The following is a 16,067-nucleotide window of genomic DNA, read 5'->3' on the forward strand; positions in this document are numbered from 1 at the left end:
GGCGAGGCCACGGACCGGGCCGAGCCGTCGCGGCCGCCGGTGCCGGTGCCTCCGATGCCGCCGTTGACGCCGTAGTCGCCGGCCGCGCCGCCGCCGCCCAGGGCTCCGCCGTCGCCGAGGACGACGGTGTAGGTCTTGCCCGGCTTCACCGGCACCGAGCACCAGGCGAAGCCGCCGCCACCGCCACCGCCGCCGGAGCCGCCGGGGCCGCCCTCGGTGCCGGCGAAGCCGCCGCCGCCACCGCCGCCGCCACCGCCGGCGCCCCAGGCCTGGACGAAGACCGAGGTGACGCCGGGCGGGGGCACGAACGAGCCGTCGTTGGTGAATTCCTGCACACCGTGCACGGTGGCCGTCGGCTTCGGCTTGGGCTGCGGCTTGGGCCGGTCGGGGTCCTGGCCGTTCGGCGGGGGTCCGTCGTACTCACCCGGCGGGGGTTCCATCAGGTTGATGCCCGTGCGGATCGCGCTGTTGCGGTCGCCGTCGGCCTGGGCCACCGAAGACACACCGGCCAGCTGGCCGGTGACGGCCGCCGCGGTGAGCGCCGCGACGGCCAGGGCCCGGCGCCTGCGGCGGGGAGTGGTGCTCGCGTACATGTCGTCCTTACCCCCCTCCGGCCGCGACGGTCGGAGGGAGTGCGGTGAGGTCGGAAAGAATCGGACCAACGTCGGTCCGCCGCACATCTCACCGAGTTCCGGACCCGGACCCGTGGCAGGCACGGCGGGGTATAACCCGACCGGCCCGCCAGGTTGGGCCGGGCGGCCCACGGGCGGCGGGCCGGGGTCGCCGCCGGTGGGGGCGGGCCGGTCGACGTGCCCGCCCGGGCCTCACACGGCCCGCTCGCGCCCCTCCCAGTACGGGTCGCGCAACCGGCGCTTGTAGAGCTTGCCGTTGGGGTCGCGGGGCATGGCCGCGACGAAGTCCACGGTCCGGGGCCGCTTGTAGCCGGCGAGCCGCCGCTCGCAGTGGGCCAGGATCTCGGCGGCGAGCGCGTCCCCGGGGGTGTACCCGCCGGCCGGTTCCACGACGGCCTTGACCTCCTCGCCCCAGTCGGCGTGCGGGATGCCGAAGACGGCCGCGTCGGCGACGGCCGGATGGGTCAGCAGCGCGGACTCGATCTCGGCCGGGTAGATGTTGACCCCGCCCGAGATGATCATGTCGATCTTGCGGTCGCGCAGGAAGAGGTACCCCTCCTCGTCCAGGTACCCGAGGTCGCCGACGGTGAAGAAGTCGCCGATGCGGTTGCTGCGGGTCTTGGCTTCGTCCTTGTGGTAGCTGAAGCCGCCGGTGTTCATCTTCATGTAGACGGTGCCCAGCTCACCGGCGGGCAGCCGGTGGCCGTCGTCGTCGAAGACCGCGAGTTCGCTGATCGGCCAGGCCCGGCCCACGGTTCCGGGCTTCTTGAGCCAGTCCTCGGCGGTGGCGAAGGCGCCGCCGCCCTCGCTGGCGGCGTAGTACTCCTCCACGCAGTGGCCCCACCACTCGATCATGGCCCGTTTGACGTGGTCCGGGCAGGGCGCGGCGCCGTGGACGGCATGCCGCATGGACGTGACGTCGTACGCGGTCCGGGTGGCCTCGGGGAGCGCGAGCAGGCGGTGGAACTGGGTGGGGACCATGTGCGTGTGCGTGCAGCGGTACGTCTCGATCAGGCGGAGCATCTCCTCGGGGGTCCACTTGTCCATCAGGACGAGCGGGTGCCCGATGTGCAGGGAGGCGCCGGCGAACTGGAGCACCGCCGTGTGGTAGAGCGGCGAGCACACCAGGTGCACGTTGCCGTCGTACGGCCGGATGCCGAAGATGCCGAGGAAGCCGCCCAGGTGCGTCTCCTCCGGGAGCTTGCCGGGCAGCGGACGGCGGATGCCGCGCGGGCGGCCGGTGGTGCCGGAGGTGTAGTTCATGACCCAGCCCAGGGTCCGGCCGGCCGGGGGCGTGGTGGGCCGGCCGGCGAGGAGTTCGGCGTACGGGCGGAAGCCGGGCACGGTTCCGACGCCGTAGCGGTGGCCGGCCGGCAGGCCCGCCTCGTCGGCGGCGGCGGTGGCGGCCTCGGCGAAGCGTTCGTGGGCGATGAGCACCTTGGCGCCGGAGTCGGAGAGGATCCAGGCGATCTCGGGGCCGACCAGGTGGTGGTTGACGGGGACCAGGTAGAGGCCGGCCTGGGTGGCGGCGAGGTAGGCGGTGAAGAACTCCACGCCGTTGGGCAGCACGACGGCGAAGGCGTCGCCCTCGCGCAGGCCGGCGGCGCGCAGGCCGTGGACGAGCTGGTTGACGGCGGCGTGCAGCCGGCCGGCGGACCACTGCTCCGCGTCCGGAGCGGTGATCACGATCCGGTCCGGGTCGGCGGTCGCCTGGGCCCAGAAGCCGCCGGGGGTCTGCGGCCGGGGGGCCGCCGCGGGGCGGGGGTCGGTCATCGCGCGCTCTCCTCGCTGCTCCCACGGCCGGCGATGCGGCCCAACCGGTCGATGGCCTTCTCGAATCCGCCGGTCAGTTCGTCGAAGACGGCCTGGACGCTGCGTTCGGCGGTCATCCGGCCGACGATCTGCCCGACCGGGGTGCCGAGCAGCGGCTCCACCTCGTACTTCTGGATGCGGGAGACGGCCTCCGCGACGAGGAGCCCTTGGAGCGGCATGGGCAGGGCCCCCGGGCCGTTCGGGTCGTCCCAGGCGTCGGTCCACTCGGTGCGCAGCTGCCGGGCGGGCTTTCCGGTGAGGGCCCGGGAGCGCACGGTGTCCCCCGAACCGGCCGCCAGGAGCTTGTCGGTCAGGGCGCGGGAGTGCAGTTCGGCCTCGGTGGTGGTGAGCCAGAGGGAGCCGAGCCAGACGCCCTGCGCGCCGAGGGCGAGACCGGCCGCGATCTGCTCGCCGCTGCCGATGCCGCCGGCGGCGAGGACCGGGAGCGGAGCCACGGCCTCCACGATCTCGGGGACCAGGACCATGGTGGCGATGTCGCCCGTGTGGCCCCCTGCCTCGTACCCCTGGGCGACGACGATGTCGATGCCGGCCTCGGCGTGCCGGCGGGCGTGCTTGGCGCTGCCGGCCAGGGCGGCGACGAGGACGCCGTGGTCGTGGGCGCGGGCGACGACGTCGGCGGGCGGTGAACCGAGGGCGTTGGCCAGGAGCTTGATGGGGTAGTCGAAGGCGACGTCGAGCTGGCTGCGGGCGACCTGGTCCATCCAGCCGGTGATGCGCCAGCCGGACGTCTCGCCCTCGGGGAGCGGGGGCACGCCGTACCGGGCGAGGGTGTCGCGGACGAACGCCCGGTGCTCGGCCGGGATCATCGCCTCGATGTCGGCCTCGCTGATCCCGTCGACGGCCTTCTTGGCGGGCATGACGACGTCGAGGCCGTACGGCTTGCCGTCGGTGTGGTCCTGCATCCAGTCGAGGTCCCGGGCCAGCTCGTCGGGATCGGCGTACCGCACCGCCCCGAGCACCCCGAAGCCGCCCGCGCGGGTGATGGCGGCGGCGACCGCGGGGAACGGCGTGAACCCGAAGACGGCGTGCTCGACTCCCAGCTTCCTGCTCAGCTCGGTCTCCATGGCGGGCCATGGTGCCGCAGGCCGGCGGCCGAGGGAAGAGAGTTTCTGATGCTGTGTCAGATTCTTTACGGCCCCAGAGGCGCGGGGGGAAGGGGGCGGGCGGGCAGATAGTGGATAACGTGCGGACAGGAGGCGGCACATGACGACGGACACGGGGGCAGCGCAGTCGCACCGCAGTGGCGGCCGGGTCAGCCGCAGGCGGCTCGGGGGGCGGTTGCTGGCGCTGGGCGGGGTGTTGCTGCTGCACGCCGCCCTGCCGGGCGGGGCGGGGGCGGCCGAGCGGCGGGGAGCGCAGGGGCTGCGGTTGCGCTACGGGTCGGCGCGGCAGGCCGGGCTGGTGGAACGGCACCTGGAGGCCGTCGCCGACGAGGCCCGGCGGTTCCTCGGCCCCTCGCCGCGGCACCCGTACTACGCCGGCGCCGTGGTGCTGGCCGGGCGCGGACGCACGGTGGCCCTGCACCGCGCGATGGGCGACGCCGTGCGCTACGCCGACTACGACGGACGCACCGACCGGGCCCGGGAGTTCCCGCCCGCCGAACGGATCGCCGTGACCGAGGACACCGTCTTCGACCTGGCCTCGCTGACCAAGCTGTTCACGTCGGTGCTGGCGGTCCAGCAGATGGAGCGGGGGCGGCTGGAGCTGGAGGCCCCGGTGCGGCGGTACCTGCCGGAGTTCACCGGCGGCGGGAAGGAGGCGGTCACCGTCCGGCAGTTGCTCACCCACACCTCGGGCCTGCGCTCGTGGGCGCCGTTCTACTCGCAGCCGAACCGAGAGGAACGCCTGCGCCTGCTGTGGGAGGTGCGCCCCCAGGACGCCCCGGGCACCGTGTACCGCTACTCGGACCTCAACCTGATCGCGTTGCAGCTGCTCCTGGAACGGATCACCGGTCGCACTCTGGACGTGCTGCTCCACGACGAGATCACCGCTCCGCTCGGGATGCACCGCACACGCTTCAACCCCCCGCTCTCGTGGCGCCGCGTCACCGCGGCCACCGAGGTGCAGCGCCCGCCCTGGTCCGGCCTGGACCGCGGGCTGGTGTGGGGCGAGGTGCACGACGAGAACGCGTACGCCCTCGGCGGCGTGGCCGGGCACGCCGGCGTCTTCGGCACGGCCTGGGACCTCGCGGTCCTGGCCCGCACCCTCCTGGACGGCGGCACCTACGCGGGCCGCCGCATCCTGCGCGCCGCCTCGGTCGAACTCCTCTTCACCGACTTCAACACCGCCTTCCCCGGCGACGACCACGGCCTGGGCTTCGAGCTCTACCAGCACTGGTACATGGGCGCCATGGCCACGCCCCACTCCGCCGGCCACACCGGGTTCACCGGCACCTCACTCGTGCTCGACCCGTCCACCGACTCCTACCTCGTCCTGCTGGGCAACTCGGTGCACCCCGTCCGCACCTGGCGGGCCGGCAGCGCGCCCCGGGTCGCCGTCGGCAACGCCTTCGCCCGCGCCGTACCCGTCCGCACCCGGCACGGCGGCCCGGCCTGGTTCTCGGGGCAGACCCCCGGCGCCTCGGGCACCCTCACCCTGCCCCCGGTCACCCCGTCCGGCCCCGACGCCCGCCTGCGCTGCGCGCTGTGGTGGGACACCGTTCCCGGGGACGGCGCGCTCCACCTGGAATCCTCCCCCGACGGCACCACCTGGCACCCCCTCCCCTTCCGCACCGTCCGTACCACCGGCGGCAGCCCCGAGACCTGGCCCGAGGGCCGGGTCAGCGGCTGGTCGGGCCGCATCTGGCACCACCTGGAGGCCCCGCTCCCCGGACCGCCCGGCCGACCGGTCCACCTGCGCTTGCGCCACGAGGCCACCGGCCGCTACGTGGGCCGGGGCTGCTACGTGGACGCCGTGCGCGTCTCGGAACGCACCCGCCTGCTCTTCACGGAGGACCGCCCCGAACAGGCCGGCGCGATCCGGGCGGAGGGCTGGATCCGCTCGGGCGACTGACTGCCGCGCGGGAGCGTTTCGGCATGCGCCTGGTTGCTGACCGAGCCACGCCGACCTCGTAGTCGGTACTCGGGTGCGGCTCACGGCGTCGGCGGTAGGTCCCTCAGGGCCGCGTCCAGCATGCGGCGGACCGTCGTGGTGAGGGCGGCGGGGGTGGGGGTCGGGCGGGTGGCCGCGAGGGCGCCGGCCAGGTGGTCGTAGAGGAGGCCCTCGGTCCAGGCGACCAGGAGGTCACCGGACTCCTCCGGCCTCGGCGCACCGAGTGCGGCGAGGATCGCGGCCGCGCGGGCGCGGGCGCCCAGGCCGGCCCGGTGCAGGCCAGTGCGCAGGTCCGGGTTGCGGGCCGCCTCCAAGGAGAGCTCGAAGCGGGCGAGTTGGCGCTCGCGGCCGGTGGTCAGCCAGCGGTGCAGGACGGCGGCGAAGGCGGCCGCCACCTCGTCGCGGCCCAGGGCCGCCGGGTCCGGCGGCGGCGCGTCCTGGTCCACGTCGGCCAGGTCCAGTTCGGCCAGCCGCCGGTAGCAGGCCTCGATCAGGGCCGTCCGGGTGCGGAAGTAGTACGAGGTGCTGCCCGCCGGCAGACCGGCGGCCCGGTCCACCGCCCGGTGGGTCAGCCCCCGCAGACCGGCGGCGGCCACCGTGGCGATCGCGGTGTCGGCGATCAGCGTCCTGCGGTCCGGCGGCGCGGTAGCGGCAGGCGGCGCGGGCGTGGGAGGTGGGGCGGGCGTGGGCGGTGTGGGCGGTGTGGCGGGCACGGGCGGCATGGACCTCACTCTACAGCTGTAGAGTGAGGTCCATGAGGGCCTCTACGGATGTAGAGGCCGGGCGGAAGGAGTGGACATGTCTCGACGTCGCGCGGTCGTCGTGGGAGCCGGGATCGGGGGGCTCACCGCGGCCGTGGCCCTGCACCGGCGCGGTTGGGAGGTCGGCGTGCACGAGCGGAGCGCCGATCCGGCACCCGGCGCCGGAATCGTGCTCGCCCCCAACGCGTTGCGCGCCTTCGACGCGATCGGGTTCGACGTCGAACGGGCCACCGGCAGTGCCGTACCCGCCGCCGTGGGCCTGCGGCGGCCCGACGGCCGCTGGCTCCAGCGCGCCCGGACCGAGGCCCTGACGCGGCGCTACGGACGGCCGCCCCTGGCCGTCCACCGCGCCGCCCTCACCGCCGGACTCGCGGCGGCACTGCCCCCCGGGACGATCCGCTACGCGAGCACCGTCCGGCGGGTCGACGACGCCGAGGGCGCCGCGCCCGTCGTCCGTACCGCGGGCGGCGACGACGTCCGGGCCGACGTCGTGATCGCCGCCGACGGCATCAACAGCCCCCTGCGCCGCCAGTACTTCCCCGCCCACCCCGGCCTGCACCACAGCGGCGAGACCGCCTGGCGGACCGTCGTGACCGCCGAGGGCCTGCCGCCGCTGGTCACCACGGAGACCTGGGGCCGCGGCGAGCGGTTCGGCGTCGTGCCGCTGGCCGACGGGCGGGTGTACGTGTACGCGACCGCCGTCGTGCCGCCCGGCACCCGGCCGGCCGACGTACGGACGGAACTGGCGCGGCGGTTCGGCCGCTGGCACGACCCGGTGCCGGCCCTCCTGGACCGGCTGGACCCGGACGCGCTGCTCCAGCACGACCTGTACGACCTGGCGGCCCCGCTCCCCCGCCTCCACCACGGCCGCCTCGCCTGGCTCGGCGACGCCGCCCACGCCATGACCCCGAACCTCGGCCAGGGCGGCTGCCAGGCGATCGAGGACGCCGTGGTCCTCGCCCACCTGCTGGACGGGGCCGACCGCGACGGCGCGCCGCGGGCCCTCGCCGCCTACTCGGCGGCCCGCCGCGACCGGACCGACGCCATACGGGTACGGGCCCGCCGCGCCGGCCGCGTCGCCGCACTGCGCAACCCGCTGGCGGCCGCCGTCCGCGACTTCGCCGTCCGCGCCACCCCCGCCCGCCTCGGTCTGCGCGCCGTGGACGACCTGTACGACGGATTCGCCCTGCCCTCCCCCCGGGCGGCCTTCGCCGCACGCCCCCTCGGGTGACCGCAGGGCGGGGTCCGTACGGCGCCGGCCGGCAGCAGTTCGCGCTCGCCCTCGGTGAAGTCCCGTCCCACCCCGGCGCACAGGGTCTTCATGATCTCCTCCGGGCGCAGGTCCAGGTCCTGGTACCAGCCTTCCCCGGCGATGCCGAGGCGGGTGCCGCGCAGCGCGATGCCCAGGTCCGCCGGAGTGGGGTGGGTGGTGAGCAGGAGCCCGCCGGCCAGGTCCCAGAACTGCAGTTCGCCGTCGCCCCCGGTCGTGATCAGGGTCCCCCGCGGTCCGAACCCGATCAGCTCGGAGACCTTGGCCCCGGCGACGGCCAGGGGCCGCGCGTCCGGCGCTCCGTCCGGCAGGGCCCACTGGTGCAGGAAGCCGTCCGCGTTGCGCGTCACCAGGCGGCCGCCCTCGGCGTCGAACAGCAGCGGGGTGGACTCCCAGAACTCGAAGCGGGCGGGGAGTTCCCCCACGGTCAGGGTCCCGGTCCGGGCGCCGGTGCGGACGTTGCGGATCTCCACCGTGCCGGTGGTGGTTCCGGAGCTGGTGACGACCGCCACCTCGTCCGGGTGCCCCGGCCGCGCGCGGAGCTGGGCCAGCCCGGTGAAGATGACCGGCTCGACGGCCTGGGCCTCCGACTTCCGTTCCACCTGGGTGGCCGGGCCCACCGGCCCTCCGGTGGCCGCGTCGACGAGCACCAGCCGGCCGTCGGCGGTGAAGACCGCCAGTTCCGAACCGGTCATGGGCTCCACGGCCTCCACCGCCGGGCCCCGCCGGGCCGGGCCGGGACCGGCCTCCCAGTGGAGGTCCACCCGCCGGGCCGGATCGTCCGCCCGGTACGCGGCCAGGCCCCCGCCGGAGCGTTCCAGCACCACCCACCGGGAGTCCGCGGTCCAGACCGGCTCGGGCGGGTTGCCGGTCGTGGGGTCCCTCGGCGCGCGCCGGCTGCTGCCGCGGTCGGCGGTGACGATCTCCAGCGAGCTGGCGTCCGTACGCGCCAGCAGGCGGCCGTCGGGCGAGAGGGCGCCGTTGGCGGTCGCGGTGGCCGCGGTGAGTGCCGTCGCCCCGTCGACCGGGACCGCCGTGGCGGTGAGCAGGGCGTCCGCCGTGGGGAGCATGACGGTGACGCGGTCGTCCGGGCCGGGAACGGCGGCGAGGGTCAGGTCGCCGTCCCCTTGCGCGGGCACCCTGGTCCGGTGGATCCGGCCGGTGCGCAGCGCGATCAGGGTCACCTCCTGGTAGTTCTTCTCGGTGGTCGGCTGCCCGACGATCGCGAACTCGCCCGTGACGTCGAGCTTCTGCGTGTCCACCAGGTCCGGCAGCGGGGTCGCCGGGCCGCTCTGCGCCCCCGCCTGCCGCGTCCGGGTGGTCCTGTCGGCCGCGCCCGGGCCGGTCCCGCCGCTCACCTCTTCGAGCAGCAGCTCACCGTCACCGGCGAGGACCGTGAGGCCCACCGGGTCGTACGCGGCGACCTCGCGGCCCGTGCGCAGCTCCCGCACGACGGTCCGCCCCGGCCGGTTCGTGTCGTACTGGGGGGTGAAGACCACCTGCCCGGCGTCGGCGGTGAACGCGGCGTCCCTGATGTCGCCCGGTACGAGATCGGGGGGCGTCGGCACCCGTCCGCCGGACGGCAGGTCCCAGACCGAGAGCGCGGCGTAGCGGTCGTGGGTCCCGGCCGCGCCGGACCCGTCGTAGAACCGCACGACCCGCAGCAGCCGGCGCCCGTCCCCGCTGTAGTCCAGGAGGTGGGACTTCACCACCTTGCGGCCCTTGGTGTCCTCGGACGTCAGGCGCACCGGCGGGGCGTCGCCGGTCAGGTCCCACACCCACACGCTGCCGTCCGTCCCGGCCATGGCGTAGCTGCGGCCGTCGGGGCTGAGGGCGTCCCCCCGCGCGTCCGAGCGGACGCCGGGCAGCTCGCGCAGCGTCCGGTGTCCCGGCTGCCCGGTGTGCAGGCCGGTGAGCAGGGTGAGGACGTACTCGCCGCTGTCGCGGACCGAGCTCACCACGGCGGTGGAGCCGTCCCGGGTGGTGCGCAGCGCCAGGAACCGGCCCGGCCACAGGCCGGGACGGCTTCCCGTCAGCCGCTGCCCCCGCGGGTACTGCCGCAGCAGCGCCCCGTACGCCTCCGGGGTCTGCTCGGTCCGCCACGCGGCCAGGGCGAACTGCAGCGCGAGCGCGGGGCGGCCCGCCTCGTGGCGGTGGGACAGGTCCGCCAGCACCCGGGACGCCTGCGTGCGCAGTTGCGCCTCGACCGTCTCGCCGCGGCGCTGCACGAACACCGTCAGCACGCCCGCCAGCAGGACGAGCACGGTGAGGGCGGCGGCGACCGCCTGCCAGCGGCGGACGCCGCGGAGCCGGTGGCGTCGGCTCTGCCGGATGTAGTCGCGTTCCGCCTCCGGGATGTCCTCGGGCCGGCGGGCCAACCACTCCGTCGCCGTGTCGAGGATGCCGCCGCGCAGCAGCGCCCCGGGCTCCCGGCCGCCGGCCCGCCAGCGGTCCAGGTCCCGGCGCAGCTGCTCCTGCCACTGCCGGAAGTCCCGGGAGTCGGCCAGCCACGCCTGGAGCCGGGGCCACAGCGTGGCGAGTTGCTCGTGGGCCAGGTCCACGATCTCGGCGCCGTCCTGGTCCTGGCCCAGGACGACGAGTTTGGTGGGGGCCAGGCGGCGGGCGAGGGCCTGCAGGTCCGGGGCGAGATCGGCGGTCCGGGCGGGGCGGCGGGCGAAGCCGCCGCCCTCGACGGGCCGGGCCAGTTGGGCGAACAGCCGCCGCGCGAGGTACGCCTGGTCCTGCGCGACGTGCGTCCGCAGCGCTTCCTCGGCGTAGCCGACGAGGGCGCCCGCGACCCCGCCCAGCCGGGTGTAGGCGGCGTGCGTGAGCATGGACCGCTCCCGCTCCTCCCAGAGCCGGGTCAGGGCGAACTCCACGAGCGGCATCCGGCCGGGTTCGCCGGCGGCGTCGGCGACGATGCGTTCGGGCAGGCCCGCTTCGAACCACAGGCCGGGTACGGAGTCCACGGGGGCGGTGACCGCCTGGTGCAGGCCCTCGCCGGAGAGCGGGGCGAGGAACTGGGCGGCGCCACCGCTGAGCGCAGCGGCCGTGCCGGAGGTGACCAGGACGTCGAGGGACTCGGGGCGGGCGGTGGCCACCACCCGCAGCGCGGGCCCGGCACCCGGCGGTCCCGGATCGCCCGCGGACGGGGAGCTGCCGAGGGCGACCAGCAGGCCCAGCAGGTGGCGGGCCGCGTCGGGCCGCTCGACCGCGTACTCCTCCAGCTGGTCCACGAAGAGGACGTGGCCGCCCGCTCCGCCGTGCGCGAGCAGCCGGTCCCGTAACGCTCCGGCCGTCTCCTGCGACAGCAGCCCGGCGAGTTCGGCGGCCGCCCGCATCCGGCCGACCTCACCGAGACCGGGCTCCAGTACGGGGACCACGGCGCGGGCCAGCGCCGCCGCCGGGTCGGCCCCGGGCACGGCCCGGAGCTCGGACACGGTGAACCCCTCGCGGTGGAGGCGGGGCAGCAGCCCGGCCCGTACCAGCGAGGACTTGCCGGAGCCGGACGGGCCGACCACCAGCGTCAGCGGGTGCCGGGCGACGGCGTCCCGCAGGCGAGCGGTCTCCTCGGCCCGCCCGTGGAACAGTTCGGCGTCGTCCTCGGTGAACGGGGCCAGCCCCCGGAAGGGGCAGCGCGGCCGCAGCACGTCCTCGTCGACGAGCCGGGCCGACGGGATCAGGTAGGCGGTGGTGGCACCGGCGCCGCTCCAGGCGGCCACGGTCATGCCGACGACGCCGTCCTGCCGCGCGTCCCAGACCGGGGAGCCGCTGAAGCCGGGAGTGATCCGCGGCTCGCCGACCGGGGTCTCCATCTGCAGCCAGCCCGCGCCCTGCGGCCCGCGCAGCGTGCCCCGGGCCCACAGGCCGTGCGGGAAGCCCGCCGGGAACCCGAGGGCGCGGAACGGGTGTTCCCACACCTTCGTGCCGTCGACCAGCGGCGCCGGGCGGGTGCCGGGCACCGGCCGGTCCAGTCGCAGCAGGGCCACGTCCCCGGTGTCGTCGTCGGCGATCCGCCGCCACGCCACGACGGTCGCGCGGGCGGCCCGTACGGCCCCCGTGTCGTCCCGGACCAGCGGGAAGTCGAGCGACACCGGCCCCGGCGGGGCCTCGTCGGGGGTGTCGGGCAGGCCGGCGGCACGGGCCACGACGTGGGCGCAGGTGCACACGATGTCGGGGCCGACCAGGAAGCCGGCCCCGACCACGTCCCCGGCCGCGCCTGCGACCGCGTCCCCGACCGCGCCCCCGGCCCGGATCCGTACCACGGACCGGGTGAGGGCCTCCTCCTCGTGCACGGCGGTCATCCCCGGCGGCCTTCGCTACGCCGCCCCCGGGCCGCCGCCCGGACCGGGGCCGCCGTCGGCCGTGGCGTCGAGACCGCCGCCGGCGTCGACGACCTCGACCCGGACGCCCCTGTCGTCGGTCAGCCGCGTTTCACGGGCGTTCCCCATACCCGTCCCCCTCTCCCCAAAGGGCCACCAATGTACGCCAACCAGCCGCCGCACGCCCGCAGTTCGGCCGATCGGTCCGGAGGGGCCGGTCGGGACGGGGCCTACGCCCGCGGGCCCGAGGGCCGCGCGGCGACCAGGCTGCAGGCGCCGTCCACGCACTCGCGCTCCAGGCGGCCCCGGGAGATCGTCTGCGCCAGGCCGACCATCCAGCAGACCGGGCAGCCGCGAAGGGCGATCAGGCCGAGCGGCGCCGCCAGCAGCGCGACCGGACCGGTGAACAGGGTCAGGGCGACCGAGCCGGCGATCAGCCCGAAGCCGATGAGGCCGCGGGCCAGGTGACGCGGTACGGAGGTACTGGCGAAATCCCCTCGGGGCGGTGTAGCGGTGGCGTTCATCGGTGTTCTCCTCCATGTGGTGCGGGTCGTACTCCCGCGCATCGTTCATCAGCGGGAACGGGCGGATCGGCGTCCTCGACGGGACCGGCCAGGCGGTCGCGCAGCGCCGCGCGGGCCCGGTGCAGCCGCGACTTCATCGCGGGGGTGCTCAGCCCGAGCGCGCGGGCCACCGTCCTGCCGGGCAGGCCCTGGACGTCCCGCATGATCAGGACCTGCCGCTGGTCACGCGGCAGGGAACTGACGGCGGCCGCGATCCGCTCCGCCTCCAGCCTGCGCAGCACCGCCTCCTCGGCGGACGGTTCCGCGTCCCCGCCGGGCCCGTCGTCCGCGCCCGGCGCCTCGTCGGCGCGGGCGACGAGCAGGCGCACCTGCCGGAGGCATTCGTTGCGGACGATCCGGAACACCCATGAGGCGAGTGCGCCGGTCGCCCGCAGCGTGCCGATCTTCCGGTAGAGGATGATCAGCGCCTCCTGCGCCGCGTCCTCCGCGTCCTGCGGCGAGGCGCACAAGGACAGGGCGAACCTGCGGACGTGGGGCTGCGACTCCATCACGACGGCCGTGAGCGAGGTGACGTCGCCTGCCTGGGCGGCTTCGATCAGCCGCGCGTCCGGCCAGCTCTGACGTCGGTTCATGTGGTTCTCCTCGCGATCCCGTACCCGCTGGTCAGGCCCGGCTCTTCATCCGCCTCACCAGGTGCCAGGCGCACGCGCCCACGAGCAGCGTGCCGATGACTGCGATACCGACGACCACCATGATTGTTTCTCCTCCTGGCCCCGACGGGGGTTCCGCGGACCGGCCCGTGCGGCCGGTCACGTGGATGAGAGGGGAGGAGGGGCGGAAAGGATTCACCCGGGCCGGATCGCCCGCCCGGCCGAGGCCCTAGCGGCCCAGGGCCGCCATCGCCGCGTTGTGTCCCGGGATGCCGCTGACGCCGCCGCCGCGGACGGCGCCCGCGCCGCACAGCAGGACGTTGCGGTGCGCGGTCTCCACGCCCCACCGGCCCGTGCCTCCGGCCTCCTCGGCGTACGGCCAGGACAGGTCGCGGTGGAAGATGTGGCCGCCGGGCAGCCGCAGGTCGCGTTCCAGGTCCAGCGGGGTCTTCGCCTCGATGCACGGGCGGCCGTCGTCGTCCATGGCCAGGCAGTCGGTGAGGGGTTCGGCCAGGTGGGCGTCGAGCTGGGCGAGGGTGGCGGTCAGCAGGACCTCGCGGGCCTCGGTGTTGTCGCGCTCGAACAGCCGCGCCGGGGCGTGCAGGCCGAACAGCGTCAGCGTCTGGTGACCCCGGGCCGCCAGCTCCGGCCCCAGCACGCTCGGGTCGGTCAGCGAGTGGCAGTAGATCTCCGACGGCGGGGCGGAGGGCAGTTCCCCGGCCGCCGCCTCGGCGTGGGCGCGGGCGAGGGCGGCGTAGCCCTCGGCGATGTGGAAGGTCCCGGCGAAGGCCTCGCGCGGGTCCACGGAGGTGTCGCGCAGCCGCGGCAACCGCCGCAGCAGCATGTTGATCTTCAACTGGGCGCCCTCCGGGGCCGGCTCCGGCGGGGTCTCGCCGAGGAGTTCGGCCAGCGCGCGCGGCGAGGCGCCGACGAGGACCGTACGGGCGGCCACGGAGCCCTCGCCCGCGGCGGTACGGAAGGCCACCTCGGCGCGGCCGGTGCCGTCGGTGTCGATGCGGACGGCCTCGTGCCCGGTGGCGATCTCGGCCCCGGCGCCCCGTGCGGCGGCGGCGAGCGCGTCGGTGAACGCGCCCATCCCGCCGACCGGCACGTCCCAGTCGCCGGTGCCGCCGCCGATGACGTGGTAGAGGAAGCAGCGGTTCTGCAGCAGCGTCGGGTCGTGGGCGTCGGCGAAGGTGCCGATCAGACCGTCCGTCAGCACCACGCCCCGGACCAGGTCGTCGTCGAAGCGGTCCTCGATCGTCCGGCCCAGCGGCTCCTCGAACAGCATCCGCCAGGCCGCCTCGTCCCCGACCCGCGCCCGCAGTTCCTCCCGGCTCGGCAGCGGCTCGGTGAGCGTGGGGAAGACCTTCGCGGCGACCTCGGCGGTCGTGCCGTAGAAGGCCCGCCAGCGCTCGTACTCCCGGTCGGAGCCGGTCAGCCGGCGGAAGGACTCCCGGGTGCGGGCCTCGCCCCCGCCGACGAGCAGACCGGTGGGGCGGCCGTCCCGCTCGGCCGGGGTGTACGAGGAGATGCCGCGCTTGCGGACGGCGAAGCTCAGGCCGAGGTCCCGCACGATCTTCGACGGGAGCAGCGAGACCAGGTAGGAGTAGCGCGAGAGCCGGGCCTCGACGCCGGGGAAGGGGCGGGTGGACACGGCCGCTCCCCCGGTGTGCCCCAGGCGTTCGAGGACGAGGACGGACCTCCCCGCCCGGGCCAGGTAGGCGGCGGCCACCAGGCCGTTGTGCCCGCCGCCCACGACCACCGCGTCGTACACGTCCTGCCGGAACCCTCGGCTGTCGGTCATGGCGACCTGCCTAGCACATCGGCCCCCTCCCGCACACCCTGGCGGCTCAGCTGGGCGAGCTGTTCCAGACAGTGCGCCTCGTCGGCGTGGGCGGCCACCGTGTCGGGGTGCTCGGGGCCGAGGGTCCGCTCGCGGACCCCGGCGATCTCCCGGTACAGCGTCAGCGCCTCCGGCCAGCGGCCCAGCCGGCCGAGGCCCACGGCGACCTCGCGCCGGCTGGCGAGGGTGTCGGGGTGGGTCGGGCCGAGGACCTCGGCGCGCAGCCGGCCCACCTCGCGGGCCTCGGCCACGGCCTCCTCCCAGCGGTCCATCCGGCCGAGGTTCACGCCCAGGACGTGCCGGGCGCGCAGGGTCTCCGGGTCCCGCGCCCCGTACGCCCGGGTGCGGTCGCGCACGAGCGCCCGGAACAGGTCGTACGCCTGCGCGGCGCGCCCGAGCCGGCCGAGGGCGATACCGACCTCGTAGCGGGCGGCCAGGGTGTCGGGGTGGTCGCGGCCCAGGGTGCGCAGGCGGGCGGCGGCGATCTCCCGGAAGGCGATCAGGGCCTCCTGCCAGCGCCCCAGCTGGCCCAGCGCGTACGCGGCCTCGTAGCGGGTGAGCAGGGTGTCGGGGTGGTCCTCGCCGAGCAGCCGGCCGCGGGTGGCGGCGACCTCGGCGGCGATGCGGAAGGCGTCGCGGGTCCGGCCCGTGCGGCTGAGGTTGCAGGCCAGGTTGTGCCGGCAGCGCAGGGTCTCGGGGTGGTCCGCGCCCATGGCGCGTTCGCGGGCGGCGAGCACGGCGCGGTAGGCCTCGTGGGCCTCCTGGTGCCGGCCGAGCTGGTCCAGGACGTACGCGATCTCCTGGCGCGCGGCCAGGGTGTCGGGGTGGTCGGGGCCGAGCACGGCCGCCCTGCCCTCGGCGACGCGGGTGTGCGCCGGCAGGGCGTCCTGCGGACGGCCGGACCGGGCGAGGGTGACGGCGGCGGTGAAGCCGGCGGCCAAGGTGGCGGGATCGCGGTCGTCGGCCGCGGCGGCGGCGGGCGGGCCGAGGGGGGCGGCGTGCGTGCGGTGCGCGGCGTGCGGGCCGAGCGGGCCGGGAGTCGCGCCGGTGGCGTGGGTGGCGCCGTCGCCGGGGGCGGTGGGGCGCGGGATCCGGATGCCGTACGCCTGGGTCCGCGGGTCCACGGCGGGGTCCGGCCGCCCGGGGCCCGGCCGACGGGCCCCGCCCGTACCACCGGC

The 16,067-nt window shown here is 76.0% G+C and carries 10 protein-coding genes and 2 pseudogenes; 2 read left to right on the forward strand and 10 right to left on the reverse strand.

The genetic code is table 11. From position 1 onward, the window contains the following. From LG632_RS30345 to LG632_RS24910, 3 genes and pseudogenes are all read right to left on the reverse strand, one after another. Nucleotides 1-593, reverse strand: a pseudogene (locus LG632_RS30345) (hypothetical protein); the annotation flags it as partial. A gap of 231 nt (nt 594-824) precedes the next feature. Next, nucleotides 825-2,405 carry an acyl-CoA synthetase gene (locus LG632_RS24905; RefSeq protein ID WP_226729792.1) on the reverse strand — a complete coding sequence of 527 codons (1,581 nt, stop codon included), beginning with the start codon at nt 2,403-2,405 and terminating at the stop codon, nt 825-827. Then, entirely contained in the window at nt 2,402-3,529 is a 1,128-nt protein-coding gene (locus LG632_RS24910; protein ID WP_226729793.1) for an NAD(P)H-dependent flavin oxidoreductase, read from the reverse strand. Before LG632_RS24910 ends, LG632_RS24905 begins: the two co-directional genes overlap by 4 nt. A 139-nt stretch (nt 3,530-3,668) precedes the next feature. Here LG632_RS24910 and LG632_RS24915 point away from each other — a divergent pair, with 139 nt between their 5' ends. Next, the gene (locus LG632_RS24915; protein WP_226729794.1) at nt 3,669-5,477 is read left to right on the forward strand and encodes a serine hydrolase domain-containing protein; all 1,809 of its coding nucleotides are present in this window, start codon (nt 3,669-3,671) and stop codon (nt 5,475-5,477) included. Nucleotides 5,478-5,557: 80 nt separating this feature from the next. Here LG632_RS24915 and LG632_RS24920 read toward each other — a convergent pair whose 3' ends face one another. Continuing rightward, nucleotides 5,558-6,238: a TetR/AcrR family transcriptional regulator gene (locus LG632_RS24920; protein WP_226729795.1), complete on the reverse strand. Its 681-nt coding sequence runs from the start codon at nt 6,236-6,238 to the stop codon at nt 5,558-5,560. Nucleotides 6,239-6,314: 76 nt separating this feature from the next. On the opposite strand from LG632_RS24920, the gene LG632_RS24925 reads away from it, so the two are divergent. Continuing rightward, entirely contained in the window at nt 6,315-7,508 is a 1,194-nt protein-coding gene (locus LG632_RS24925) for an FAD-dependent monooxygenase (protein ID WP_226729796.1), read from the forward strand. A 2,474-nt stretch (nt 7,509-9,982) separates the two neighbouring features. Here the strand turns inward: LG632_RS24925 and LG632_RS30755 are convergent. From LG632_RS30755 to LG632_RS24950, 6 genes and pseudogenes are all read right to left on the reverse strand, one after another. After that, nucleotides 9,983-11,851, reverse strand: a pseudogene (locus tag LG632_RS30755) (nSTAND1 domain-containing NTPase); the annotation flags it as partial. A gap of 15 nt (nt 11,852-11,866) precedes the next feature. Continuing rightward, nucleotides 11,867-11,998, reverse strand: a complete 132-nt coding sequence (locus tag LG632_RS30350) for a hypothetical protein (RefSeq protein ID WP_264202233.1) — start codon at nt 11,996-11,998, stop codon at nt 11,867-11,869. Between the two features lie 101 nt (nt 11,999-12,099). Continuing rightward, complete coding sequence (locus LG632_RS24935) at nt 12,100-12,393, reverse strand: hypothetical protein (RefSeq protein WP_226729797.1); 294 nt, start codon at nt 12,391-12,393, stop codon at nt 12,100-12,102. Then, nucleotides 12,390-13,025 (reverse strand): RNA polymerase sigma factor, encoded by a 636-nt coding sequence (locus LG632_RS24940; protein WP_226729798.1) that lies wholly within the window; start codon nt 13,023-13,025, stop codon nt 12,390-12,392. Before LG632_RS24940 ends, LG632_RS24935 begins: the two co-directional genes overlap by 4 nt. Nucleotides 13,026-13,272: 247 nt before the next feature. Next, a complete protein-coding gene (locus LG632_RS24945) occupies nt 13,273-14,850 on the reverse strand; it encodes a phytoene desaturase family protein (RefSeq protein ID WP_226729799.1) in 1,578 nt (525 codons plus the stop codon). Further along, on the reverse strand, nt 14,847-16,067 hold a 1,221-nt coding region (locus LG632_RS24950; RefSeq protein ID WP_226729800.1), incomplete at its 5' end, for a tetratricopeptide repeat protein. The genes LG632_RS24950 and LG632_RS24945, both read right to left, overlap by 4 nt.

The organism is Streptomyces antimicrobicus (assembly GCF_020532625.1).
Classification (GTDB): domain Bacteria; phylum Actinomycetota; class Actinomycetes; order Streptomycetales; family Streptomycetaceae; genus Streptomyces; species Streptomyces antimicrobicus.